Source organism: Paenibacillus anseongensis, assembly GCF_009757995.1.
GTDB lineage: Bacteria > Bacillota > Bacilli > Paenibacillales > NBRC-103111 > Paenibacillus_E > Paenibacillus_E chondroitinus.
In genome coordinates, this window is sequence record NZ_WSEM01000034.1 from 354,902 (window position 1) to 381,835 (window position 26,934).

The following is a 26,934-nucleotide window of genomic DNA, read 5'->3' on the forward strand; positions in this document are numbered from 1 at the left end:
ATTATTCTGCGCTCGCCAAAAATTTACTGCTCCCTTCATTAAATGAAGAGGAGGGCGCAAAAGCGCCCCCCTCTTTATTCCACTTTCATCAATTGTTTATTACTCAAGCCAATTCGCTACAATCATACGTGCTACTGCTGCTAATTCAAGAATCGTAATCTCATGATTATCGAACAAATCAGCCTTCTCTACCTTATCCCAATCAGGTTGATCTTTCTTAACACCGTAATATTTAGCAAGTATCGACAGATCCTGGATCGTAATGGAGGTAGCACCAGGTACAAGAGTCACAATCTTCGTTGTGAATGTTGATATAGCATCATTCAATGTTACTACCGCTGCATCTACCATCGACTGTGTAGTACCACTGTTGACCTTCACGTTGTTCGCTGCATCAATAGCTGCTTGAAGGTTCATGATTGCGACTTCTGGATATTGACCGATTTTGTTGCCCGCTGTAGCTTTAGAAACCTTAGCTTGAGCTGCAGCGATCGCTTGATTTAATGCTTCTAAATCAACTGAAGGTGAAGTCGTTGAGTTCACGCTAGCTCTGAATGTGCTCTCTGCTGTCGTTAATATCGACACTGCTAAGTTCACCTCAGATTGCGTTACCGTAATACTATCACGGACACTGATTGCAGCATCAATCGCAGCTTGAAGTACAGCCTTCGTACCCGTTGGATATTCACCCGGCGCTGATCCTTCCACTGCAGAGTTCAACACTTGCTGAGCATCTGTAATTGCTGTATTCAAAGCCTCCTTATTGATATGAATAATTGAAGCAGTGAAACTTGTAACTGCATTATTCAATGTAACAAGTGCATTAGCAACGTCAGATGGTGTCGAAGCTCCATTGTGCACCACTACTGATGCACTATCAATTGCAGCTTGTAAGATTGCTTTGGAACCTGCTGGATATTGGCCCTCTTGATTTCCTTCAACCGCTGCTTGAAGAAGCGCTTGCGCAGCTGCAACTGAAGCAATCAATGCCATCTTATCTGCCTGCACGACTTGTATGCCAACCGTAGCCTGAGATGTGTCGGGTAATGAATAATGGTTCTCGTCACCGACGATTTCCTGCTTGGTCACAGCAACATTTGTAGTCCCGGCAGCAGCATCAGCCTTGGCTTTGCCGTGAAGAACGAATAGTTCCCCATCACCTGTTAAGAATTTACCTGTGACACCCATAATAATCAGGATTTCTCCAGTTTCCGGTTTCACAGCTGTCTCAAGAACTTGGAGTCCATTCCGTGTAGAAGTAACTGAACCTGCTTGCAAGACGTTGACACCATTATTCTGTGAAGTAGCAAACTCAATCATAGCTGGATCGTACTTTAACTCCACACTTAGAATATTAAAATTATGAGTCAATCCAGTAACGCCAACCGGAAGGTTAACCGACTGACCCACGACCACTGGCGATGAAGGGCCACTAATGCTGGCCTTTACACCAACTTGAGGTGCTGATCCTTCCGATCCAGGTACGCTTAAGTGAATAGGAGTACTTACTACATTGTTAGTTCCATCAGAAATCGTATACGTGTACGTGATTTCTCTTGTGTAGACAGATTGAGTAACACTACCTGTTGCAGAGAGGATACTCGCGTCACTTGAACCGTAGCTGATTGTATACGTTGGAGTGATGCTATTAACGAGTTGTACAGTGTTTGATCCTTCACTAAATTGTACGGTTTCGGGTAATAGCGTTCTAACATATTCAGAAACTTTGGTTGCAGCATTAATTTTCATTTGAGCTGGAGTGACCGGTAGTGCATCATTTGTATTCAGTACCTGAACATATTCTACATAGGTATCTATCACTGGGCTACTAGCTGTGTTCTTCGTTGCAAATAGTCCCATTTTGATATTGTTAAGGCTTAAATTAATTGCTGCACCTACATTAGTATAATTGATACCATCTAACGAATATGAGCACTGGTAACTATTTCCGGTCTTGGACATTCTTAGATAAACGGTTAAAGTGGCGTCTCCATTGGCATTGACAGCATTTGTTCCAGATGAAGTGAATACCTTATTGACTTCACGTCCAGATTGGACTTGAATGCCACTTCCGTTATTTTCGGCATCCAGCTTAACATAGTTATCCTCATCCTGCCATGCTAAGAACGCAAATTGTTGATAGGTTGCAGATGGTGCTACAGGATAGTGGACCTTAGTAACAATATCCCAATCACCACCGGCAGGGGCTGTAAATACGTTATTCCAAGCGGCATTTGTTTGATAGATATCCCCCGTTAATGTAGGAAGACGTAGTCCCTTACCTTGTACTAATGAGTAATTAGCAGCATCTTGTTTAAGAATTGTCCAGAAGTTTGACAAATTCTCAGATGTTGTATTAACAAAGTTGAAGCTTTCAGCCTGATAATTAAGCTTAAAGGTATATGTTGTTGTACCGAAAGGACTAGTTATAACAGCAGTGGCATTGCCTGGAATGGTTGTTGCTTGGTTCACGACACACGTTAAACCATCTCCACACTCCACTGAGTACTCGTAATCTTCAGGCAATGCATCCTTTGGTACAACTACATCATAGGTTGTAGTACGCGGATCAAACCCTGGAATATCTACTCCGCCCTTTTGGATTTTATCCGCCACAGGATTTAATGCATCAAGGCTTCCAATTCTCAAGTATTCAAAAGATACATTGAGTGCATCCGCGCTTACATTACCATTAGTTGCAATTAGGCCTAATTGTGGCGCAGCGAAATTCACTGCAGCTGTTCCGGAGTAACTAGACCAAGTGACACCGTCAGCGGACCATTGTGCTGAAATCGTTCCATTGCTTCTAATCAGACGTAAATACATCTTTGTGTTGCCTGCTGAATTTGTGTTGCCCGTAACTACGGTTGCTGTCCCATTGACGACTTTATACAATGCAATTCGGTTTGTAGTTCCCGTAGAACGTTCATAAACAAGTTTTACGTAATTAGAGTCATCTTGATAATAAATCAACCCGCCTTGCTGATTGTTAACAGTAGGAGTGGCTGAAAAATTCATAGCAGTCTGAGATACGAAATCGCCAATCGCTGGCTGCATAACTAAGTTCTGAACTGCATTTACTGCTGCCTGTTTTGTTCTGATAGTCACTCCATTATTCGTGTCAAAAGAATAATTCGAATCTTGTCTTACGATGGAGTAGTGACTATCCAAAGCTGTTGCTCCCTTGAACTCAGCACTTACCGGTGGCCGACCAAAGTTAACTGTATAAACCTTACTAAATGTTGAATCGGTTACTGTAATATTTGCTGTGCCAGGAATACCATTTGCTTGCACGATTGTTACAATGCTATCAGCGTTAGCAGAAGCAGCCGTTACCACTGGAACTGCACTCTGTTCGAAAGGAACTACTACATTATACTGATTTATGGAAGGATCAAAACCGCTAATTGTAGTCCCGTTAATCTTGAGGTCTTTAAGAGTGGTAGCAGGATTAACATAGACTATAAAGTCAGTTGAACGTTGTTCTCCTGCATAACTAACGGTTGCGGTAATCGTTGCGACGCCAGCTGCGACAGTCGTGATTTGGTCGCCAGCTACTGAGACCACCCCAGGTCTATTGCTGCTGTATGTTACGGTCATTCCAGCTGGCATAGCTTTGCTGGAACCCTTGGCAATATATCCATACAGCGAATCATCATTCATTGCCACCGTAACTTGTGGGAGTACAGTTTTTCCTTTGTCGAATAATACCCGAGTTGGGATATCTAATGCCACGTCACTGTCCTGACGAGGTTTTGCTGTTACAACACTTAACTTAGGAGCTAATGAGCCTGTAACAAAAATATCCTTGTTAAGTTTAATGTCAGCATCTGCACTCGATGTGCTGAACTGCAAATTGTGTTTCCCTGTATCCATAACCCATTTGCCTGCTGCTTCATCATAAAAACGTAAATCTGGCACTTTAACGGTTAGGGTAACTGGAACTGTTTGCCCTGCATTTACCATTACTTTCTTGAATCCAATAAGACGTTTGATAGGACGTTGATTAACACCTGTTTGGGTAGAGTCTGGTGTTGAAGCATAAAGCTCTACAATATCATTTCCGTCTCTATCACTTGTATTCGTAATATTCATAGAGACATTGATCGTATCGTTAGCATCAACAGAATTCCCTGCGCCTAAACCTGTTACTGTCATATTGGAATATGCGAAGTTTGAATAGCTCATTCCATATCCAAAACTGTAGAGAGGAGCTCCTTTTGATCCATCATAATACATATATGTGCGACCAGGGGAAGTAACCGTAGTGGATGCACTTGTATTATTACCTGTTTTATAGGTATCAGGTCCAGGTGTAATTCTGTAACTTCTTATGCTAGGGAATTGGTCATTCTTGAACCAAAGGGTTGATGTACGCCCACTCGGGTTATATTTACCTAGCAAAACATCTGCTAGTCCCAATCCCTTAACTTGACCGTTGTATCCACTCCATAACAGGGAAGGAACATCTGCAGATAAAGTTGATAGGTCGTCTGGGCTGGTACTTTCAATAACGGTGACTGTTTTAGGATTTTTCAGGGCAACAGCATTAGCCAGCGCCAGCTGCGCTCCTGGTAATGTGTTATTAGGGTTTGTATTGCCGCCTCTATCACTATCCTCTGCAGCAGTTGCTTGTTCTGTGCCAAGAGCAACGATAGCTAAATCATAACCTGATGCAAGATCAATCGCTGTATTATCAAGTGTCGTCATACCTGCATAAGTTGTACCCGTATTGGTGAAGCCCTTTTTCCAGTCAACCACAGCATTGGGATTGATTTTTTGAATTTCTGCTTTGATACCGTTATAAGGGTTTACCATTTTAGCGATTCCGCTAGCGCCGGAACCTGAAGAATAACCACCTAAGAAAAAGCTATTATTCGTTGTATTGTAGTTAGCATTAAGACCATACACGACAACTTTAAATTCACCAGTTGAAGGCACATTGATTGGAAGCACTGGTTTGTTACCATTTGATGTGACTGGATTGTTTCTTAACAAGATCAAGGATTCTGCTGCTGCTTGACGAGCAATATCAGATCTTTCTTGAGTTATGTTCTTACCGTCACCGCCGGTACCCGAATTAAACATCCACAAGCTTCCATTTCCCAAAGCAGTTCTTCTAGTAATTGCATCATCATACCAGGAAACTTTGTTTGTCGATGATTGAATGATGCCTGCTGCATTTCTAACCGTATCATCAAACTCGCCCAGTTTCATTCGAGTAGTATACAGATCAAGCATATCTACATCTATCGCATTCTCTGTGAATATGCCTGAAGGAGTAGGAAGTTTTGCTGCTGCTGCTCCTGGAAGTTCTGCGCCATAGTTAGAGCCGGCATACCCTGCATTACATACTAGATTCGTACCAAACATTGCAGCCCATGCGTATCCTTCTTGCGTAGTCATGGCCCTGGTCGTTCCGGGATACATATAGTTCTGTCTGGATGGTGACACAGCCATAGCTATACTATCGCAGTCCGTTGTTACATAACCGGAGAACCCAAAGGTTTGACGAAGAAATGTTTCCATTAAATTTCGGTCTAATGTAACCGGTGTACCATTAACACTATTATAAGAGCTCATGATAGAGGTAACATCCGTATTTTTAATAATCTCTCTATAAGGTTTAGTATAGAACTCTCTGAGCTCCCGACCTGTTACATCAGAGCTGCCATTCAGACGGTTTACTTCAGAATTATTCGCAGTATAATGCTTTATGGTACTTACAGTCTTTAAGTACCCATTGGGATCAATTAGGCTACCGTCCATATTCTTACCTTCCAGGCCATTTACAAACTGCCCGGCAATTCCAGCTGTTAACAAGGGATCTTCAGAAAAGGTTTCATCCGTGCGTCCCCAACGCGTATCACGAGCTAGATTGATAGTTGGTGAGTAAAAGGTTAACATACGGTCACTATCAGGAGCTGTTTCACGAGCTTCATCACTAATAGCCGTTGCTACTTTGTGCATAAGCTCTGGATCCCATGAACTTCCCATGGAAAGCCCAATTGGATATGAAGTTGCATTATTGATGGTTGTCGCGTTACCAGAAGCATTAAGCTGGTACCGGGATACACCGTGCAACGCCTCATTCCACCAGCCATATGAAGGAATTACTTTGCCGTCGGAAAGGGTGATTGATGGCGATGCGCTTCCGTTCATTTGAGATGCCTTCTGTGAAATAGACATCTTCGAAATCATATCTGCTGCCCTTTCCTTAAAGGAATAGTGCTCAGAATCCATATAAATCGGCAATGTCTGTGGCGCAGGCTCAGCTGCATAACTTCTTTGAGGAGCCAGCCCTGCTATTAGTGGTGTTGCACATATAGCCCCACATAATGTAATAGAAATAACCCGTTTCCACTTTTTTAGCATTTTTTCCTTTCCCCCTATGACTACTGATTCGATGATAGCTACCTACAAGCTAAAACTTATCCTACCTTTTTCCTAAAAACGCAAGTTCCTACAAAAGTAATTTCCAAAAAGGGGGCACAAGAATTTGATTTAGATACATTTCGTATCAATACTTGCATACATCCCCCCTATTCAGATTGCGCCTTGCCATTGCCCCTAGGCCCGCCTTCTGCCACCATACTACATTTCCGGTTTCCCCTCTTATTAGTTAAACGAAATGATTCCGCTTACATGATTTATTGTATCAGTGTCAAAGTAACATTGTATACAACGTAATCTTGCAAATGTCACTCTCTACCCCAGTAACGCGAAAGGCAACGATCAAACCCGCCATCGGAAAATGACGGGCGGAACTCTTATTTAGCCGCTTTTTTATTTCTATTTGAAATGTCCAGCCATACGGCGAATACGAGGATGCTTCCCTTCACGACGTACTGCCAGAACGATTCCAACCCCATGAGTGACATGCCGTTGTCGAGAGATGTCATCACGAGGGCACCGATGATCGCTCCAGACACCTTGCCCGAGCCTCCCATCAGTGAGGTCCCCCCGATGACGCAGGCGGCGATCGCATCCATCTCCGCCATGTTGCCCGCCGAGATGGTGGCCGAAGATAAGCGGGATGTCAGCACGATCGAGGCGATAGCGGCCAGCAGACCGCTGAACATGAAGACAGTCATGGTTTTCTTTTTGATATTGATGCCGGACAGACGCGCCGCCTCCACGTTGCCACCAAGTGCGTATATGTGTCTGCCGAAAGTCGTCCTCGTAGCTATGAAGGAAAACAAGAAGGCTAACACGATGACGAAAATAATCGGAAACGGGATGCCCTTGTAGCTGTTCACGACGAGCACGAACAAAACCACCAGCAGGCTATAACCAGCCGCCTTCAAGATATCCACTCCCAGAGGCTGCACGCCGAAGCCGTATTTAAGCTGGGATCTCCGCCTGCTGAACGTCGACCAGACGATGGCAGCGATGGCCAATACGGCGAGAATCAAGCCGAAGCCTTTGGCGAAGTAGGCGTTGCCCATTAACGCCAAAGCCGGATCGGACACCGAAATCGTTGTCGATTTCGTCACGCCCATCAAGGCCCCGCGAAAGACGAGCATGCCCCCTAGCGTGACAATAAAGGCGGGCACCGCCTTGTAAGCGACGAGCCACCCTTGGAAGATACCGAGAATCGCCCCGGCCACCAGCGTCCCCAAGATGACGACGCCTGCCGGCATGCCCCACCAGTTGCTGAGTATGGCGGCGATCCCACCGGTCAGCCCGACGATGGAGCCTACCGACAAATCGATATGGCCGGCGACGATCACAAGCACCATGCCGATCGCGAGGATGGCGGTTACAGACATCTGCGTGAACAGATTGGACAAATTCCGCGGAGTAAGAAAGGTATCGTTCAATAAGCCGAAAAGCAGCCAAATCAAAATCAAAGCGCCTACCATCGTATAAGCGCGCGCATCCATGTTGCCGAACAAGCTTTTCCATGCCGGCCGGTTAGGGCTGACGGAGCTCGTCGTTTCAGTAGTGTGTGTGGCAGGTTGCATCGTTATTTCCCTCCTGTAGCGGCCAGCATAATATTTTCCTGGGTCGCTTCTCGATAATCCAGCTCGCGGACGAATTGTCCTTCGCTCATGACAAGTATCCTGTCGCTCATCCCGAGAATCTCCGGCAGCTCCGAGGAAATCATGATGATGGCCACGCCCTGATCGACCAGCCGGTTCATCAGGTTGTAAATTTCATACTTTGCTCCGACATCGATTCCTCGTGTCGGTTCGTCCATGATCAAAATTTTCGGATTGGACATGAGCCATTTTCCGATGACGACCTTTTGCTGGTTGCCCCCGGACAAGGTGCCCACCGGAGTGTCCAACGACGAAGTCTTTGTCTTTAATTCCTGTACATACTTCTGGCCCCACTTGATCTCTTCGTTATCGTTGATCACGCCGTATCTGGATACTCGCTCCATCGTAGCCAAGGTCGTGTTGGTTTTAACGTCCATGGACAATACGAGCCCCTGACGCTTGCGGTCCTCGGTCACTAGCCCTATTCCGGCCGAGATGGCGTCGGCTACCGAGCGGATCCTCGCCGGTTCGCCGTCAATCTTCACTTCCCCTTCGGCCCTTCCTTCATAGGCCCCGAACAAGCTCGTAACGAGCTCTGTCCTTCCCGTTCCCATCAAGCCGGCGATCCCTAAGATCTCCCCCTTGCGCAAAGCGAAGCTGACGTTGCGGATGACGCGGTGGCCGGCTTTTTCCTTATGCCATACGGAATAGTTGCTCACTTCAAGCACCGTTTCCTTGGGGGTGTGCGCGACGCGGGGATATCGCTCGGTCAGTTCGCGCCCCACCATCAAAGAGACGACTTCATCGTCATTCGTGTCGCACCTGTCCAGCGTCGCTATAGTCCGACCGTCCCGCAGAATCGTAATGCTGTCGGCAAGACGGAACACCTCGGGCATTTTGTGCGAAATGTAAATGCAGGAAACCCCATTCTCGCGAAGCTGATGGAGAATGCCCATCAGAATCTCGACCTCGCTCTCCGTCAGAGCTGCGGTCGGTTCATCCAGAATGAGGATCCTCGTATGCTTGGACAGCGCCTTGGCGATTTCGACAAGCTGCTGCTGGCCGATGCCGAGCGAGCCGACCCGCGTATCCGGTCTGACATGGAGACCGACGCGCTTCAGCCAAAGTGCGGCATTGTAATACAGATCATCCCATTGAATGACACCTCGCTTGGTAGGCTCAGCCCCCAGAAAAATGTTCTCCCCGATCGTCATATCCTTCACAAGCGCAAGCTCCTGATGGATGATGCCGATACCGGCCTTCTCGGCATCGGCGATGGAACGGAACTCCTGCTTCACGCCGTTGACCCGGATTTCACCCGTATATGTGCCGGCTGGATAAAGTCCGCTCAGCACCTTCATCAGAGTAGATTTGCCTGCTCCGTTCTCACCGCAGAGCGCGTGGATTTCTCCCTGACGCACCTTAAAATTTACGCCGCTCAAGGCTTTGACGCCGGGAAATTCCTTCGAGATATCGATCATTTCCAATACGTGCATCTTCCCAGCTCCTATCGGATCGTTACTTTTGAGGAAGGGGCAAGACAGCCAGGTGACGGCGCCTTACCCCGAATTCGAGTCCCGTTATTGCTTTGGCCATTGGTCCTTCGGCACGTTTTTGTACACATCCTCCACCTTGTGGAAGCCGTCCTTGATGACCGTATCCGCCAGGTTCGATTTGTCAACGGAGATCGGATCCAGCAGGACGGAAGGAACATCGATTTTTCCGTTGTTGACCTTTTTCCCGGCATCTGCGACTTGGCCTTGCTTCGCCAGCGCTACAGCCATTTCCGCCGCCTTCGTGGCGATCGCTTTAATCGGTTTGTACACCGTCATCGTTTGCGTGCCTTGGGCGATACGCTGAACAGCCGCTAAATCGGCATCCTGTCCGGATACCGGGACTTTACCCGCCAGCCCTTGCGCCGTAAGCGCCTGAATGACTCCACCCGCCGTACCGTCGTTAGCCGCAACCACCGCTTGGATGTTGTTGTTGTTGGCAGTTAACGCATTCTCCATGTTTTTCAATGCCTCTTCAGGCTTCCAATCCTTGGAGAACTGGTCGTACACGATCTTGATGTCGCCCTTTTCTTTCAACGGGTTGAGGATATTCATTGCTCCTTCTTTAAACATGTGGGCGTTATTGTCCGTATCCGCACCGCCGATGTAGACAAAATTGCCCTTCCCTACTTTGTCGGTCACGGCTTTAGCCTGCATTTCGCCAACCCTGACATTATCAAAGGAGATGTAATAATCTACATCGGAATTTTTGATCAGACGGTCGTAGGAGATGACCTTGATCCCCTCCTTGTGGGCTTTTTCCACAATCTGAGCCGTCGCTTCCGCATTATGCGGAATAACGACCAACACGTTAACGCCTTGCGAAATCAACTGCTCCGCCTGGCTCAACTGCGTGGCGTCATCTCCGTTGGCCGCCAGCGCCTTGACTTCCCCGCCGAGCTCTTTCACTTTTTCCGTAAAGATGTCGCGGTCTTTCTGCCAGCGCTCTTCCTTCAATGTGTCCATCGACATGCCGATGACGATCTTGCCGCTATTTTTAGCTCCTGCAGCGGTCTGACTAGGTGCTGCCGCCGCACCCTTCGTCTCCTTGCTGTTGTCCGATACGATGCCGCAGCCCGCTACGGAAGCGGCCAGCACCAGCGTCACCATGCCAAAACCCGATCTTTTCAACCATTTGTTCATGTCCAGGTTTCCCCCTCTAATTGATTAAACGAATTGATTCCGCTTACACAATTTATTGTATCAGCACCAAAAGCGGACTCGCTACATCGGCGGTCCGCACTCCTTTGTCCTATAACAGCATTCATTTGATCGAAAATGAAAACGGATTCAAATATTTTCAGTTTCCAGCACCATTTTGTGCAGGAAGCAAAAAAGTCCTTGCCGGAGCAAGGACTTCAAGGACTTCAAGGGCTGAGCTGCTGACGGTATTCCGTCGGCGTGACTCCCGTCGTTTTTTTGAAAATGCGGCTGAAATAGTTCGGATCGTTGTAGCCGGCCATATAGCATATCTCTTTAAAGCTGAGCTCCTCACTTTCCAGCAGCCGCTTGGCCTCATCAATCCGCAGCCGGGTTACGTAATCGATGAACGTTTCCCCCGTATGCAGCTTGAATGTTTTGCTGAAATAATACGGGCTCAGATTCACGTATTCCGCCGTCTGCTCCATGGAAATATCGGACTTGTAGTGCTCGCCGATATACGACTTCGCCCGCTCGATCACACGGAATTGGCGGTGCTCCCGCTCCTCGGTCATATCCTCGAGCATCCGTTCTAACTGCTCTGCCGCAGTCTGGCGCAGGGAGGCCATCCCCGCCACCCCGGCGAAGTGGGAGACGATTTCCGCCGGGGACCGATGCGATATTTGCCGGGCCAAGGAGATCAATAACCCAACGACCTCATCCCGGCATACACGGTCGTCAGCCCCGGAGCCGGCGATCAGACGTTCCAGCACATCCAAGAAGCGGATACGCGCTTCTTCCTTATGCTGCCGCTGCAGCGCGTCCAGCAGCTTTCTTTCCTCATCGAGCGCGATACCCGGCACACCGTCGCGCTGGCAAATATCTTCATAATGCCGGATGCGTACGACATCCGAGGAGTCCGCAGAGGCGGCGGCCGCTTCCTGGTAGGAGCGGCGAAGCCCCTCCATCCCTTCCCCTACCGTGCCGATCCCGATGGACAGGGACAGCTTGAATCGGTGTTCGGCGAAGGCCTGCAGCCGTTCCCCAAACACAAGGGCATCCACTCGGTTTGTAAAGCCCGCACCAGAAGACGGAACCGGGACGAAAACCGCCATCCGGTTGCCGATCATAGGAGAGACCATGCAGGCAAGCTGCAGCTTGGCGTACTGCTTGAGATCTTCGTGCAGGACCTTTCGGACGCTTTGCAGGTGTTCCCAATCCTTCCGCTCCCCGAAGGGAAAGGACAGCACCATCGCATAGCCCTGCTCCCAGCTTATATTCAGCAGCTCCACAAGATACCGCAAATCAAACTCCTGGATGCAGTCCATCATCAACATCATCGTCAGCTCATTCTCCGCCAGCGGCAGCAGCCGGGTCAGCTTCTCGCGAATCTCAAGCTCCTCCCCGCGTCTGCGCTTCTCTTCCTCCAGTTCGGCAGCCTGCTTACGCAGCACCTCTATCAGCTCATCGCGCTTGGCGGGCTTTAGGATGTAATCCTTCACACCGAGCGACAGCGCTTCCTTCGCGTAAGCGAAATAATCGTGAGCCGTCACCAGAATGATCCGCACCTCCTGATGACGTGACATAATCTCGCGCACGGCCTCCAAGCCCTGTATTCCCGGCATTTTGATATCCATAAAAATAAAGTCGGGGCGCTTCTCGTCCGCCATTTGAATCGCCTTGCGCCCGTTTTCCGCATGAATAAACTCAAACTGGCCCGGCAGCATGCGGCTGACCATCATTTCGAGGCCCTCCCGCTCCAAAGCTTCATCATCGGCAATCAGCAATCTGTACATCGTTCATTTCCCCTTTTCCGGTTCAAGCCACACCTGTAGACAGCGGCAGATAAAACCTGATTGTCGTACCCTCTCCTTCAGCGCTGATAATCTCGATGCTCTGCATTCCGTCGTAAAACAACTGCAGCCTCTTGAAGACATTCACCGTCCCAAGCCCCGTTGATTGTTCCTTCCCTCTATGCGGCCGCGGAACATCCTTCACGATGGATTGAAGCAGCATGGTTCTGATGTCCTCGCTCATGCCGGCTCCGTTATCGGCGATTTCGATGAGCACCCGGCCTTCCCGGCAGGCGATGCCCAGTTTTAATAGCGCACCTTCCTCCATACCTTCAATGCCGTGCACGAGTGCATTTTCCAAAATTGGCTGCAGCGTCAAACAAGGAACAATCTGCTCCATAGCCCTTTCGTCAATCTCCGTTACAAACTGAATCCGGTCGCGGAACCGTGCCTTCTGAATCGCCAAATATTCCAGCGCATTCTGCACCTCATCCCGAAGCGTTACCGGATGGTCCAGTTTCTGCAGGTTGTAGCGCAGCAGGCGCGAGACGGATACCGTTAAATCGCTCGTTTTCTCCGCTCCTTCAATGTAGGCGAGCTTCGCGATCGCATTCAGCGTGTTGAACAAAAAATGCGGGTTGATTTGGCTTTGAAGCGCTTTCAGCTCCAGCTCCTTCACCAGCCGGTCCTTCTCCAGCCCCTTCATGTTTTTATCCATAAGTTCCTGAATATTGTCGAGCATGCGATTGAAGGTTTGGCACAGGATACCGATTTCATCGCCTGTCGAAAGCTCCGGAGCCTTCGTATCCAGCTTGCCCTTGGAAATTTGCTTGGCCGTAAGAACGAGACGACGGATCGGACCGCTAATACTGCTTGACAGCCATAGCGAGAAAACAATACTGAGCAGAGCGACTGTAAAAACCAGATACACGCCAAGATTGTTCATCTTGGCAGTGGTCAGCATGATGTTCTCGTAGACCGGCCGGTAATGCTCCAGCTCCAAATCCACTAGCGCCTGACCGTCCTCACCGATATAACGGGAGATCTGCTCCGCCTGCAGATAAGCCCCGGCTTTTGCGTTGGAACCCCCCTCCTCACCGCCGATCATACTCCGTGCCTGCTCCTGGAACGTATCGATCATATTCTGATAATTTAGAATCGGGAGCGCATTCACTTCATTTTTTTCCATATTCGCCAACTGCTCTCTCAAGCCTTTCAGCGCCTCCAAATGCTTCCTCAGATCCGGGTAGCTCTCCTCATCGATCTGGATAACGTACCGGTTCAAGTACCGCATAACCTCCTTGCTCTCTTTGGAAACTTGCTTATAGAGCAGAATGCGGTCCATCATCAGGTAATAGCTTTCCTGGACGTTCTTGCCGCTTTCGAACAAAAAATAGGAAACAAAGCTCATCAGCAACACAAGCAGGGGGATAAAAATAAACAATTTCGAACGAATGCTCATGAGGATCTCTCCGCTTCCAATTGGCTTTTATCGATGACCTCCACCTTGGTAAACTGTGTGGAAGGAAGCGTGCGTCCTTGGAAGTAATCATTAAACAGATGGACGGACATCTCCCCCATACCGTACGGCTGCTGAACGACAGTTGCTTCAATCTCGCCCTTGCGGATGGCATCCAGCGTTTCCTGCAAATCGTCAAAGCCGGCGATCCGGATATCGTCCCGCTTCAAGCTCTTTTGCGCTTGGAGAATGCCGAAGGCGTCCGTAGCGCTTGTTCCGACCATCATGCCGATGTCCGGATGAAGCTGCAGCATGTCCGCCGCCTGCTGGATCGCCTCCATCATGGAGATGTTGGAAGCCCGTACATCAACAATTTGCAGCCCTTTGTACTCGTCGATGACACTTCTTAACCCGCTTAATCGCTGCAGTTGGCTCTCAGCCGACTCGCTGCCGATAATGACGCCAATTTTGCCTGTTCCGCCGGTCGTTTGCACCACGATTTCCCCGAGACGCCGGCCCGCTTCTACATTGTCCGTTCCGATATAAGCCAGCCGCTTGCTGGTTGGAGCATCCGTATCGATGGTCAGCACTGGTATGCCCCGCTCCACCGCCTTATTGATCACGGGCGTAAATAGGCTGTCGTTCAGCCCCTGCACGATGATTCCGTCCACCTTGGAAGCGATGGCTTTCTCCAGCAATTTAATCTGCTCCTCTATGCTGTTACGTACCGGTCCGATGCATTCGATGGCAATATTGTCGGCCTGCGCCGCCTCCGTCGCCCCCTTCTCCACCAGCTGCCAATAGGGATGCCCCTGCTCCTGCTCAATCAGTACGATATGCCGCCCCTTGAAGGCTTGTTCCTTTTCCCCCTTCAGTTCATCGACAATATACTGGATTTTGCTGGACTCCGAAGCAAAGCGGATCAATAAGAAGCCGAACACCGATATGATCAGCGCGATGCTGACCAGCCACTTTTTATCCGTCATGTTTCCACCTCTCAACTTACCATTTATCATAGCGGAAAAAGAAAGCGGATACAATAAGGGAAATGGATTAAACTTCCATGAATATTTATTGTTTTCAGGAAATATTTGTTAGCATGTTTGTAACATACGACGTCAAGACTTTGTTTTCGTGAAAAACAAAAAGGCCAAATAATCGCCCTTCAGAAGTATTAGAAAACGGAGCCCGCAAACCCGCGGCGCTCCGTTAATTTTGTTTCATATTAAAACTTAATTTGTCTGATCCTCTATCCAGTAAGACCAGTTAGGGCTGAGTTGTTTCTTTTTGAGCATCATTCTTATAGTGGAAAGCTCTCATAGCAACAACGGCTGCCATTTCCCTTGTTACCTCATTGCTAGGTTGGAAACGGTTGTCCCACCCGGACATAAGCTGACGTGCCATAATCGTTTGTACATCAGCTTTCGCCCAATCGGACACTTGGTCTAGATCTTCAATGGCTGGCGTTTGCCCACCGGCTTGAATGCCCAGCGCTTTGACGATGATAACCGCCATTTGCTCTCGTGTCAGCTTCTCGTCCGGATTAAATTGATCGTTCGTGAAGCCTGTAATAAAGCCTGCTTTATACGCTGCATTCACATAAGGATAGAACCAATCCTTCTGAGAGACGTCTTTGAAGTTAATGATACTGCTTGTCTTTACATCTATTCCGAGGATGCCCACTAGAATCTTAGTGAACTCTGCTCTTGTAATAGTGGCTTGAGGATTAAATTTTCCATTGCTGCCGTCAATAAATGCTTTCTGAGATGCTTCTGTAATGGCCTCCATTGCCCAATTTGAAATTAACTGGGTGTCGGCATACAGATTTTTCAGATCAAACGGCTTCACCGTCTCCTGCTGACTTACGGAATAGGAAACGAAATTCGTGAAATGATTTGTTTTAATAAGTAGATCTTTGTCTTTTACAAATGCGTAGGTAATTTTTTCATTCCCTTTTGTCGCCTCGGCACCTTTGGCATCCGACTCATAAACCTCAATCGGTGTGAAGGTATTCCCTTCGATAAATCCTACACTTTGATCTTTAGCACCTTTGATGACAAAAGTAAGCGGCTTATCGAAAATGACGGATTGATTCGCATTCCCCATGGCAAAAGCATAAGCCAGCTTCAGAATCTTCGTTTCCGCGCTTTTTAGACTGCCTTTGACGAGACTCTGCAGATTTGTGTCATCCGTATTCAAAGAGGTTAGCAGTTCAACACTAGGCTCTCCTGACTTCAAAACCGTGCCTTTGTCGATCGAAACGGTGATATTGCCTTTGTTGGCGGTGATCATTGGGATATTGTCTTTCACTTCATCCAAGTTAAGAAAGACCTTGGCTTTCACATTAGGAATGTTAATCGTAATAAGCTCTTTGTCCTTCAATTCCTTGGTGATATTTACGTTGTAATTTTCGGTAATCGTTGCCGGAACATCAATAACTGTCTTTTTATCCGTTGATTTACCGGTTTGTACGGGATCGCCTGTATATTTTTGTCCTAGATCTTCTCCCAAATTAGTCGTATAGCGCCATTGCAGACTGTCGCCATCCTGAAGCGTATATTTGCTTGCGCCAAAATTCGGATAGTCGCCATTTACATTGTACATCCAACCGCTGCCGCTGCCGTGGTCGAATTCGCCGTCACCTGCAATGGATTGCACATATACGCTGTTATATTTCTCAGACCATTCATATTCATAGCTAATCCCGCGGCTATCTAATGCTCTCTTAAGCAAGCTCCAAGCCGTATCTCCCGATTGAAGTTCTACGCTTGTTGCAGAGATAACATCACCCTTGCTGATCGTACGCTTATCAACGGATATGGTAGCATGCTTCGTCGGTTGAGGAATTCCTCCGCCTCCGCCTCCACCAATTGGCGGTATTTCAACCGTGCTTGAAGCGTAAGCGATAAAGTCGGTAAAATGCTTGGTCTTGACAATCAAATCGTTCCCACTGTCGTAGGCGTATTCATTATTGCCACTTGCTTGGCCTGCCTCATCACTTGCAAACTTCTGAATCGCATGCGGCGTTCCATTCTCGATAAAGGCAGCTTCTTTGCCCTGCATGCCAGTGAAAGTCAAAGTGACGAATTGATTGAACTCTACTCGGTTAGTACCGCCTAGCGTGATGGCCTGTTGAACGGTATCCAGTTTCTTGCCGTTCGCAATAATCGTGTTAATTTTATCTTTTAATGAAGAACTTGCCGCATCATTGGTTGTGATTAACTCCAGTCTGGATGAATCCCCACTAACAATTTGGGCTCCCTTAGGGATGACCATGGAGATGTTGCCTTTAACTGCCGCGATTTGGGGCAAGCTGCTGTTCAAAGGCAAATTGACTTGAATTTTTGAATTGGAATTATTCGGAATTTCTATCGTTAATTCTTTATTTGCATCTGCACTCGTTACAGGAATGATGTAGTCTTTATTATCGGACGGGATCAAAATTTTAGGTTGATCACCGTTTGGTAACGGGAGCTCATTATCGCCTGGAGTAGGGACATCGACGACATCCGTCATATCATACAGACGATTGTTTCCATTCACGAATCGATCATAGGCTACTAAGGCATATGTGCCTTGATCCGTTGCCATGCCATCGACGGCTCCCGATTTAATATGCTTAAAGCCGCCATCTTCTGCTGCAAATGACATTAAGGCATCTAGCGCAGATTTTCCATTTTTAATAAACCTTTCGTCGGTGTTTGGATCAATGCCTAAGGCAGTTAACGCCGTAATGACTTGCGCAATACTTTCGCTGCTTTCGCCAAATCCGCCATCGCTGCCCTGCGTTTTTGCCAACCAAGCAATTGCACGCTCTCCAGCACTTTTTACATCTGGTCGGGTAGAGTAATAAGGTGCAAGAGATTGCAGCGCCATTGACGTTATATCGACATCAGGTTTACCTGGGATTAGCGCCCATCCGCCGGCATTCGCTGTTCCTTTACTTACTTCTTTTTCTAAAATATAATCGATCAGGTTATTTCTTGTAACTTGAATTTTCCCTGCCGGTACGACTGGAATATCAAAGTTTCTGGTATCAAACGCAATGAGGGCAAATATAGGGCCATTTATGCCTTGCTTGATGACATAATCATAGTCCGAAAGTGCCTGCGTAAGATCATAGCCCCCAACTTCTCTTGGATTTTTTCCAATAGAAGCTAGTCCAAGAATGGCTCTTGAGTGCTCTGTTCCTTTGGATTTATCCAAAACTCCTGAGTTTTCAGCCATTAACTCTTTTACTTCTTGTTCTACATTATTGTAATAAATTTGGTAATAGCCCGCTGGGACAGAATAATTAGCTCTAGCCAAGGAAAGGACTGACCATTCCCCGCCACCCGTTCCAAAAGTCGGTTTATTTACCGTTTTCACAATATAGGCTAAATTCTTATTTAAGAGTTGTTTCGGGTTGCTTACACTACTAACTTTGTAAGTAATAGTAAACGATTGCTCAGCAGAATTCCCTGAGGAATCAGTAGCTGTAACAGTGATCGTGTTGGCTCCGACGTTAAGAACAACGCTGTATTTATCGGCAACCTTAGGTATGACTATTCCGTTCAGCTTCACTTCCGGTGCTATAACTTCAGCGCTGTTATCTGTTACGCTAACACTAAAGCTAAGATTTGGCTCTGATACTTCTTGGTTATTCGTTAGGCCATTTACGGTTATGCTTGGTTTTTCAACGTCAACATCTGTCATATCATACAGACGATTTTTTCCATTCAGGAATCGATCATAGGCTACAAGTGCATACGTGCCTTGATCAGTTGCCATAGAATCTACTTTTCCTGTTTTAACATGCTTAAAGCCGCCATCGGCTACCGCAAATGACATTAAAGCATCCAGAGCAGAATTACCATTTTTAATAAATCTAGTGTCTGATCTTGAATCTATGCCGACTGCTGATAACGCGGTTACCACCTGTGACAGGCTCTCGCTGCTTGTACTTCCGAAGCTTGTATAGCTTCCTTCACTATTTTGAGATTTGGAAAGCCAATTAACAGCTCGAGCTATCGCTGCTTTTACATCTTCATTAGACTGAGCATACGGAGCAAGGGATTGCATCGTCATTCCAGTGAGATCGACATCGGGTCTACCGCCGGGAGATAGCCCCCAGCCTCCTTGATCGGCGTTACCTTTGTTTGATTCTCCATCTATCAAATACTTAATTAGTTTATCTCTTGTTGTTTGTACTTTTCCCTCTGCCGCAGAAGGGATTGCATAGTTTTTAGAATCAAATGAAAGCAGAGCGAAGATTGGACCATTCATGCCTTGTTTAATGACATAATCATAATCCGAAAGTGCCTGTAAAAGATCATAGTCTCCAACAGCTTTGGGATCTTTGCCAATCGAAGTTAATCCCAGGATGACTCTCGAGTGCTCTGTACCTTTCGTTTTATCCAATACCCCGGCATTGGCAATCATTTTATCTTTTACTGTGCTAGCTACATTGTCATAGTACGATTGATAATAGCCATCAGGTACAGAGTAGTTAGCTCTGGCCAATGAAAGGACAGACCATTCTCCGCCGCCGGTTCCAAACTTCGGTTTATCTACCGTTTTTAGAATATAGGCCAGGTTTTTATTCAACTGTTCTTTCGTATTGTTTACAACACTAGCTTTGTACGTAATGGTGAGATTTTGCTCTGCCGTATTGCCGAATGCGCCTGTAGCGGTGATGGCAATTGTGTTTACACCTGCGTTTAGAACAACATTGTAAGCTCCACCTGTCTTGGAGATAACAGTTCCATTCAACTTGACTACGGGTGTAATGACAGCCGAGGTGTTATCCGTCGCTTCCACATTAAAGCTAATATTTGCCTGCGATACTTCTTGCTTATCCGTCATCCCGGTTACTTTAATTGTAGGTTTAACATTACCATTCAGACTGGCTAGCGCACTATCGACGTCTTGCTGCTTACTTTCCATGTTGGTAAGCAGCGAATACGCTTGATCATATAGGGACTTAACAACTGCATTCGATAGAATCGCCGCTTTATTCGGATCACTGTTTATCTCTGCGATCCTAGCCGTCAGTGCATCCTTGTTAGCTGTTTGTATAAAGCCCGGACTCCACTCGTCGCCCCCCAGCGATGCTCCAAAGCCATACACCGTGAACTGAGTTCGAACGACATCCCCATCATGTGGGATATAGTCGGACATCCCTACATTCGGAAAAACATTATTTACGGCATACATCCACCCGGACATAGGCGTATAATCGAATTCTCCCAGCCACTGCTCGTTATTCTTTGTACCTAATTGAACGCCATCTGCATCCATTTGCTCTTTGATATAATTCGGTACATTTACTTGACTACTAGCGTCTTTAACCTTAGATAAGTAAAAACGTTCTTCCGTACTACCAGTATGCTGAATATTATCCTCACCCAATACGCGAGTGAGCACAGCTGCTCCATTTTCACCTTCGTAAAAAGGAACTTTAACCGGTTCTTTAGAATAACCTTGGCCTAATGTAAATTTTTCAACGGAAAGAGTTAGATTCCCAACCGGAATGGCCGGTGCCGTATTGACAGTCAATGACTGAGTAGCTCTGACGATTCCCGGTGCTGCAGTTGCTTGATAATCCGTAACTTCAAGCGAATAATTTCCTGCACTTACACCTTTATCAAATGCTGCTATACCGTTTGGGTTCGTTACGACTGCTGTCCCACCGACAGTTACTTTCACACCGCTAGCCGGAGAGTTAATAAGTTGATTGCTTGACCAATCATAAGTGCTCTTCGTAACCGTTACAGAGAACGGCTGGTTGGCTTTAACATCCCCAGGTTGAATCGAAATGGATTGAACTAGTTGCGTATTAAAATCACCGTAATACACACTAACTTGGTCATTGCTTTCTAGTTCAAACTGATCCATTCCTACTGCAGGTATGATCCATTGCCCTTGACGTTTAACGGCAAAGTTCCATCCGTCATAGCCATTGTAAAGTCCTGCGTGTATCCCATTAATTCCTGACACATACGGACCATAGGCTGAATTTGTAATGTCTAATTGAATTTGGGCTTGCCTTAAATCAGCTTGCAACGCTTCTAATGCGTTTGAACCTTCCGCCGCTCCTTCGTGGATAAGTCCTTGTGGTCCTTCGATGTGAAGGCCAACTGAAACCGGTCCTTGATTCGCAGCGAAAATTGGATTAGCTGGCGCAATGGCGGTGAATAGGACAGATAACACCATGACCAATGACATCAAGGACGACATAGCTTTACGATGCATTTTGCTTAACATACTTTTCTTACCACTCCTTCAATTTTGTTAAAAAGCAAAGCAAAAAAAGGCAAGCCCCAGAGTGGGGTTTGCCTTTGATTCCAACAAAAAAACAACATCCTTGTGCCAAAAAAAGGCATAGGAATGCTAACTAATTTCTCACCCCCCGGAGAAACAGTGCGACAAGCAAAATAGGCAGGTATCCTGGCTCATGCATCCTCGTAAACTTTTCGCCTTCCCATCCCCTCAAGTGGGGACAGTGGCCTGATAGAAAAGCAACTCCGCATTTACAGTGGCGGGACCGCGCAGGTGTTGCACCTGACTTCCCTTTTAAGCACTTTCGACTCTGTTATCGATTGTGCACCTTATTTGCAATTATATAGTTGTACTGCCCATACTAGCGTTTAATCATTTATTTGTCCAGTAGATTCATAGGTTGATAGAACAAAAATATATGTAACTAAATGTTTGGTTATTCATAAACTCAAACTGCTTCGGAATGGGATCTGCCAGCAATTTTAAGCTATGTTAAACCTTAATGCTGGTTTTTACCCCAAAAGAATACCGCCCTTTGAAAGGACGGTTAATTTAACTATCGTTCTGAGTTTGGATTTAAAGAATGCGAAATATTTGCTTGAGATGGTGCTCCAAATGGTCAACATAGTCTTTAATAATCCACTCTAATGTTACAATCCGTTCTTCGCCCAAATCACATGAATTCTGTAGCTTATCTTCGGGAATTTTCGCAATAACAGTAGCTATCTGCTTATTCAGACTTAACCATAAGTTTAAGATATGTTCAATTGGAAGGTTCTGATAATCCATAAGTTCTACCCAATGATTTTGGGCGTACTTAACCGCCGTGTAAGGCTGAACTTCATATTGAGCACTAACGAATCGGTGCAAATTGTTGAGAGCAGAGTCAGACAAGTGTCCTAATATTTCTTTTATTGACCATTTGTTAGGCTGCGTTCGCTCAGAAAGAGCGAGTTCGGATAAAGCATCTATTTTTGACGGTAATTCGGTAATCCAATGGTTTAGGCTTTCTAGTGTTGGTTTAATAGTTTTCACTCCAATCTTGGTATACGCATTATAGCAAAATGTCGTACGTCTCCATTGTGCTTCATTCTTAGCGGACGTGAAGAATGCTATAACGAACACATTCTCATTTTAGTTAGTAGTTGTTGTCCACTCCTTTCCCGCTTACTATATCGATGACAGCTTGATACAGATTAGGGGGATACTCCGCAATCCGGTGACATAGATACAAGTACCATTCATGACCGTATGGAACATAGATCCTTATAGGATTGCCCTCACTGCGAATTCTGTTAGCGAGATCCGGGCGGATCCCGTACAACATTTCAAGCTCGGCTTGAGAGTTTGTTAACCAGCCTCTCTCTAATACGGCATTTATGATAACGTCGTCATGAGTAGCAATAGATACTTGATGGCCTTGCCGGATTGCAGCTTCGACTAACTCCAAATAACGCTCATTCAGTTCAGGCGATCGTACAATCGATAGATACACCGACTCCTGATAAGCCCCTTTTACTATGCGGATCCGGCCAGGTGACGTTAACGCTGCCAAATCCTCTGGTGTTCTCGTAAGATGCGCTTGCAAGGTAATGCCAATACTGGAGCATTCAGTTGCTGCCCGCTTATAAACGGATAAGATACCTTCGGTTTTTCCCGACTCCTCCATGCTGATAAACAATTCAATATTCGTACCTTCGGCTTGTTTTGCCATTTCCATCAAGTTGGAGTAAGCAAGAGAAGGACTTATCATTAATCCGATATGCGATAAATCGAACGACACCCGGCCCGGAACCCCAGACTGCTTCAATCCCTGAATAAGAGCTATCATCTCAGCCACGGCCTGTTCGCATTGTATGGCATCAGAGGTATTCTCACCAATATATTCAATAGAAAGAGAATAGCCTTTTCTCCATATCTTTTCTCCGGTTTCCAATCCCTCCTGAAGGCTATCCCCGGCGATATACCTTAACGCTGCTTGACGTAAAATCCGGTTTACTTGCGGGTTCTGCTCCACGTAATCTTTCAAATCCCTGCGACGCGCAATAGATTTTAAAGCTGTTGTTAATTGCTGCTCCAATTTCAAATGTTCATTCATACGGCATGCCACTCCCTTTTTCCGAATTGTGTTTATTGTAGGAGATAAAGGAGTGATGGTATTGTAAAAAATTGCTCTTCAGCTACTTAGATATTGCGTACTTTTGCGGGGTAACTCCTACAATCTTGCTGAACGTTCTCGAGAAATGGCTTTGGTCATAAAATCCCGCTTCTACCGCAATATCAGCAATTGGCCGCAGGTTCTTCGTAAGCTCTATCTTGGCATGATTAATCCGAAGCAGGTTCTGATAAGCATGGGGAGGCATATGGCTTGATTGCTTAAACAACCGAATCAGATGGAACTTACTTATATCCGCAATCCTTTCCAGATCGTCCAAAGTGATCTTTTCTGTATAATATTCATACAGGTATTCTTTTATCAAATTAACGTATTTACGATCTTGTCTGTTATTGCTGCGCTTATGCGCGAGGTCGGAATCATTCCGGCTCACTACAGTCTGGATGAGCTCGATGAGCGAAATTTCAATTTCTAGCGGAGTACCTGCTCCCGTTAAGGATTTCATTGTCCGGTTGATGTGAATCCGGCAAGCCTTGTTCTTCCCCTCTTCCAGTAGAAAAGGAATATGAAGCCGGTCAAGCTCCTGCCGCTTCAGCCCCTGAAGCCAATCCTGCTTGATAAACAGCATCTTGTAGCTCCAATTGGCCCCCTCTTTCGGATGGCAGGCATGAAGCATCATAGGAGGAAAGCTGATCATACGGCCTTCCTCCACCCGGTGCATGGTCCCGTCACACCACGCATAGGTCTCCCCCGTATCGATCAATCCTATGGAATACTCCTCATGAAAATGCTTCTGATAGGCGAAATCACTCTTCCGGCATAGTTTTGCTTCAAGAAACGGAAGTGCTTGGTCGCGGTAAAAGATGACATTCGGCATATATATTGATCACCTCTTCATTCAAGAGATAGTATATTAACCCGCGGACTTCATAGAGTCAACCGTTAACACTCTCTGGCTCGCGATAAAATCCCATAAAGCTCATTAAGCTTCCGTATCTCATACGTCGGAACGATGCCGGTGTCGTTAGTCTGCCCCGCAGGGTTAAACCAACAGGTGTCCAGACCGGCCAACTGCCCGCCTTTAATATCCGCGGTTAAAGAGTCGCCGATGATCAACGCATGTTCCGCTTCAAAATCGAGAATCCGCGCAATCACGTAATCGAAAAACTCCTTCATCGGCTTCTGGTAGCCAGTGTCTTCCGAAACAAATATGTTTTTAAAAATCGGATGCAATCCCGAAGCCAGCAAACGCTTATATTGCGTCTTGGAAACGCCGTTCGTCACGACATACAAATCATATTTATGCTGTAGATCCGTGATCAACTCGAGCGCCCCTTCAATGAGCTGATGCCCCTCTTCCAAATAGGCGCGGTAGTTCTTTTCAAACAAGACGCCGTCCACCTCTTGCCCGTATTCCTTAAACAGCTTCGAAAAACGGGTGTTCACGACCTCGTCGCGGCTTAATGTCCCTTCCTCAAAGGACTTCCAGAGTCCCAAATTCACCTTTTTGTAATGCGCCTCGATTTCATCGGTTAAGGGCATGTTTTGCCGCTCGAACAGCAAACGAAGCGCAGCCTTTTCAGCCGCGCCAAAGTCCAACAACGTATCGTCAACGTCAAATAATAAAGTCCGGTATGTTTTCAAAATGATCGCTCCAATGTTCTAAATTGTCTTAGCTGCCGCTTGCCGATCTTCCCGATCACCGCCTAGTTTAAACACAAGAATGCCGCCGACAATGACGAGCACGCCGATCAACTGCTTGAATGTAAAAGGAACTGGCGTCAGCCCTAACCAACCGAGCGTATCCCATAACAGCGCAAACGCAAGCTGCGAGGTGAGAACGATCGAGATGGCATACGTGGGGCCAAGCCGCTTGATCCCCTGCACCATGCACACAACCACCCCAACGCCTATCAAACCGCTGAACCAGTACCAAGTCTGCATGGTCTGCAACGCAAACAGCTGCTTCCCTTCGAAAAGGAGCCCGATTGTCATGGAAGCCAGAAATCCCAATCCTAATACCAATGTAGTCGTTGCCCAAGTTCCTGCCCGTTCATTCACCTTGCTGTTGAAAATATTCTGCAAGCCAACCAGAGATCCCGCCAGCAGCGCCAATAAAAATCCTATAGCCATGATTTCTCCTCTTCCTTTTGCCGATTATTCATAAATATTATGACCCGCCAGCCGGCGCAGCCTTTCCTTGTTTTTAATAAGAATAAGACTTTGCGTGCGCTCCAGCAAACCCTCCGCACAGAGCTGAGCAATGACGCGATTCAAATGCCTATAGCTCGTTCCGATTAAGTTCGCCACGTCATTCAAGCTTGTTGTGCGAATCTGCCCCTTGAATTGTGCATCGGATTCGTCGAAGGAGACGGCCAGCAAATAACCGGCCAATCGCACTTCCACCGGATGCAGTAGATTGAAACTGAGTGAGTTGGATTTCACATAAAATTTTTGCGTGATGATATCCAGCATAAATTGCAGCAGCGGCGCATGGTCGCTTCCGTACTTTTTCAACCAACGATGGTGGACACCGATCATATGAACAGGCGTTACGGCCTCGACCGTATTGATGATGTCACGCCCGCGGATATATTCGATATCCCCGATCAATTCAAGCGGCGTTTTGAAAGAAAGAATAAGCGCTTTTCCATCCGCCGAGGTGGTAAAGATTTTAATTTTCCCTTTGACAAGCACATATAGGTACAAAGCCGGATCACCCTGGGAACAGATGTGTTCCCCTTGATCAAAGCTGTAAACCGTCAAATGCAGCAGAAGCGACTCCGGAAAAACGGACTCGAGTTGATACATGCGCAAATATTGGTGCAGATGCTCGCCGTCTTTTAACTCTTTCATGACTCAGCTTCACTCCTAATTTAGAACCGCAGGATCGCCACGCCGGTGATCATCATCGCGATGCCAATGTATTGCGGCAGCCCCATCTTCGTCTTGGCCACCCCGAACCATCCGTTCCGATCGACGAGAAAGGTCAAGCCCAACTGGGCAATCAGCACGAAAGCGATCGTCAAAGTAACCCCGATGCGTTGAATCGACGTGACGTTGCTGGAAATGACGATAGCCGCGAAGGCGCCGCCCGTCAAATAGATCGGCTTTACTTGTTTAAACTTTTGCCATTTACCATCTCGGACAAACAGCAAGATCAACAAAGCCGCCGCGAACCCGGTAAACTGGGTGATCGTCGCCGCCTGCCAGGTGCCGATATCTTGGCTGATCCGGGCATTCGCCACACCCTGCAATGTAATAAAGGCCCCGCCTAGAAAAGCAAATAAAATCCCAATCATGTTCGCACTCCCCAATAATGCTCTTTTCTTTCATTAAAAAATAAAACCGCCCCTATTGGGAAGGACATATGTCCTTGGCTTCTACCTATTCATTGCGCGTGATTTCAATTTTAAAGATCTTGATGATAACAAGGAGCTTCAAACAATCGTCTCACAATTGTATCAAAAATTCCAAGAATCTGCCCTGGACAGTCTAAAACAAAGCGCGCATTGACGAGCTGAATTAGGGAGTGATCGGCAACTTGCCAATCGCTTTTTTTGTTGTCTTACTCGCTCTGAGTTCACTCACTTTCCTCGTAAATGCTTTCATATGCTCCGTTTTACGT

General features: G+C 46.8%; 15 protein-coding genes and 1 riboswitch. All 15 genes read right to left on the reverse strand.

Features of this window, described 5'->3' with window-relative positions:
• Positions 1 to 99 precede the first annotated feature (99 nt).
• Positions 100 to 6,375 carry a glycoside hydrolase family 3 N-terminal domain-containing protein gene (locus GON05_RS32645; protein ID WP_157325365.1) on the reverse strand — a complete coding sequence of 2,092 codons (6,276 nt, stop codon included), beginning with the start codon at positions 6,373 to 6,375 and terminating at the stop codon, positions 100 to 102.
• A gap of 395 nt (positions 6,376 to 6,770) precedes the next feature.
• Complete coding sequence (locus GON05_RS32650) at positions 6,771 to 7,886, reverse strand: sugar ABC transporter permease (protein ID WP_246069191.1); 1,116 nt, start codon at positions 7,884 to 7,886, stop codon at positions 6,771 to 6,773.
• 83 nt (positions 7,887 to 7,969) lie between these two features.
• Positions 7,970 to 9,481, reverse strand: coding sequence for a xylose ABC transporter ATP-binding protein (locus tag GON05_RS32655; RefSeq protein WP_157325366.1), 1,512 nt, complete (start codon positions 9,479 to 9,481; stop codon positions 7,970 to 7,972).
• 84 nt (positions 9,482 to 9,565) lie between these two features.
• Positions 9,566 to 10,681 carry a D-xylose ABC transporter substrate-binding protein gene (gene xylF, locus GON05_RS32660; protein WP_220138855.1) on the reverse strand — a complete coding sequence of 372 codons (1,116 nt, stop codon included), beginning with the start codon at positions 10,679 to 10,681 and terminating at the stop codon, positions 9,566 to 9,568.
• A gap of 224 nt (positions 10,682 to 10,905) precedes the next feature.
• Entirely contained in the window at positions 10,906 to 12,474 is a 1,569-nt protein-coding gene (locus tag GON05_RS32665; protein WP_157325368.1) for a response regulator, read from the reverse strand.
• 22 nt (positions 12,475 to 12,496) lie between these two features.
• Entirely contained in the window at positions 12,497 to 13,933 is a 1,437-nt protein-coding gene (locus GON05_RS32670; protein ID WP_157325369.1) for a sensor histidine kinase, read from the reverse strand.
• The gene (locus GON05_RS32675) at positions 13,930 to 14,916 is read right to left on the reverse strand and encodes a sugar-binding protein (RefSeq protein ID WP_157325371.1); all 987 of its coding nucleotides are present in this window, start codon (positions 14,914 to 14,916) and stop codon (positions 13,930 to 13,932) included. Before GON05_RS32675 ends, GON05_RS32670 begins: the two co-directional genes overlap by 4 nt.
• Positions 14,917 to 15,196: 280 nt before the next feature.
• Positions 15,197 to 21,175 (reverse strand): S-layer homology domain-containing protein, encoded by a 5,979-nt coding sequence (locus GON05_RS32680; protein WP_157325373.1) that lies wholly within the window; start codon positions 21,173 to 21,175, stop codon positions 15,197 to 15,199.
• A gap of 156 nt (positions 21,176 to 21,331) precedes the next feature.
• Positions 21,332 to 21,537, reverse strand: a riboswitch (cobalamin riboswitch).
• A 229-nt stretch (positions 21,538 to 21,766) separates the two neighbouring features.
• The gene (locus tag GON05_RS32685; RefSeq protein ID WP_309491804.1) at positions 21,767 to 22,225 is read right to left on the reverse strand and encodes a DinB family protein; all 459 of its coding nucleotides are present in this window, start codon (positions 22,223 to 22,225) and stop codon (positions 21,767 to 21,769) included.
• 103 nt (positions 22,226 to 22,328) lie between these two features.
• Complete coding sequence (locus GON05_RS32690; protein WP_157325375.1) at positions 22,329 to 23,288, reverse strand: proline dehydrogenase family protein; 960 nt, start codon at positions 23,286 to 23,288, stop codon at positions 22,329 to 22,331.
• 82 nt (positions 23,289 to 23,370) lie between these two features.
• On the reverse strand, positions 23,371 to 24,183 hold the full coding sequence (locus tag GON05_RS32695; RefSeq protein WP_157325377.1) for an AraC family transcriptional regulator: 813 nt from the start codon (positions 24,181 to 24,183) through the stop codon (positions 23,371 to 23,373).
• Between the two features lie 65 nt (positions 24,184 to 24,248).
• On the reverse strand, positions 24,249 to 24,950 hold the full coding sequence (locus tag GON05_RS32700; RefSeq protein ID WP_157325379.1) for a YjjG family noncanonical pyrimidine nucleotidase: 702 nt from the start codon (positions 24,948 to 24,950) through the stop codon (positions 24,249 to 24,251).
• A gap of 18 nt (positions 24,951 to 24,968) precedes the next feature.
• A complete protein-coding gene (locus tag GON05_RS32705; protein ID WP_157325381.1) occupies positions 24,969 to 25,439 on the reverse strand; it encodes a DMT family transporter in 471 nt (156 codons plus the stop codon).
• 24 nt (positions 25,440 to 25,463) lie between these two features.
• Complete coding sequence (locus tag GON05_RS32710) at positions 25,464 to 26,162, reverse strand: Crp/Fnr family transcriptional regulator (RefSeq protein ID WP_157325383.1); 699 nt, start codon at positions 26,160 to 26,162, stop codon at positions 25,464 to 25,466.
• Between the two features lie 20 nt (positions 26,163 to 26,182).
• Positions 26,183 to 26,608: a DMT family transporter gene (locus GON05_RS32715; RefSeq protein WP_157325385.1), complete on the reverse strand. Its 426-nt coding sequence runs from the start codon at positions 26,606 to 26,608 to the stop codon at positions 26,183 to 26,185.
• Positions 26,609 to 26,934 lie beyond the last annotated feature (326 nt).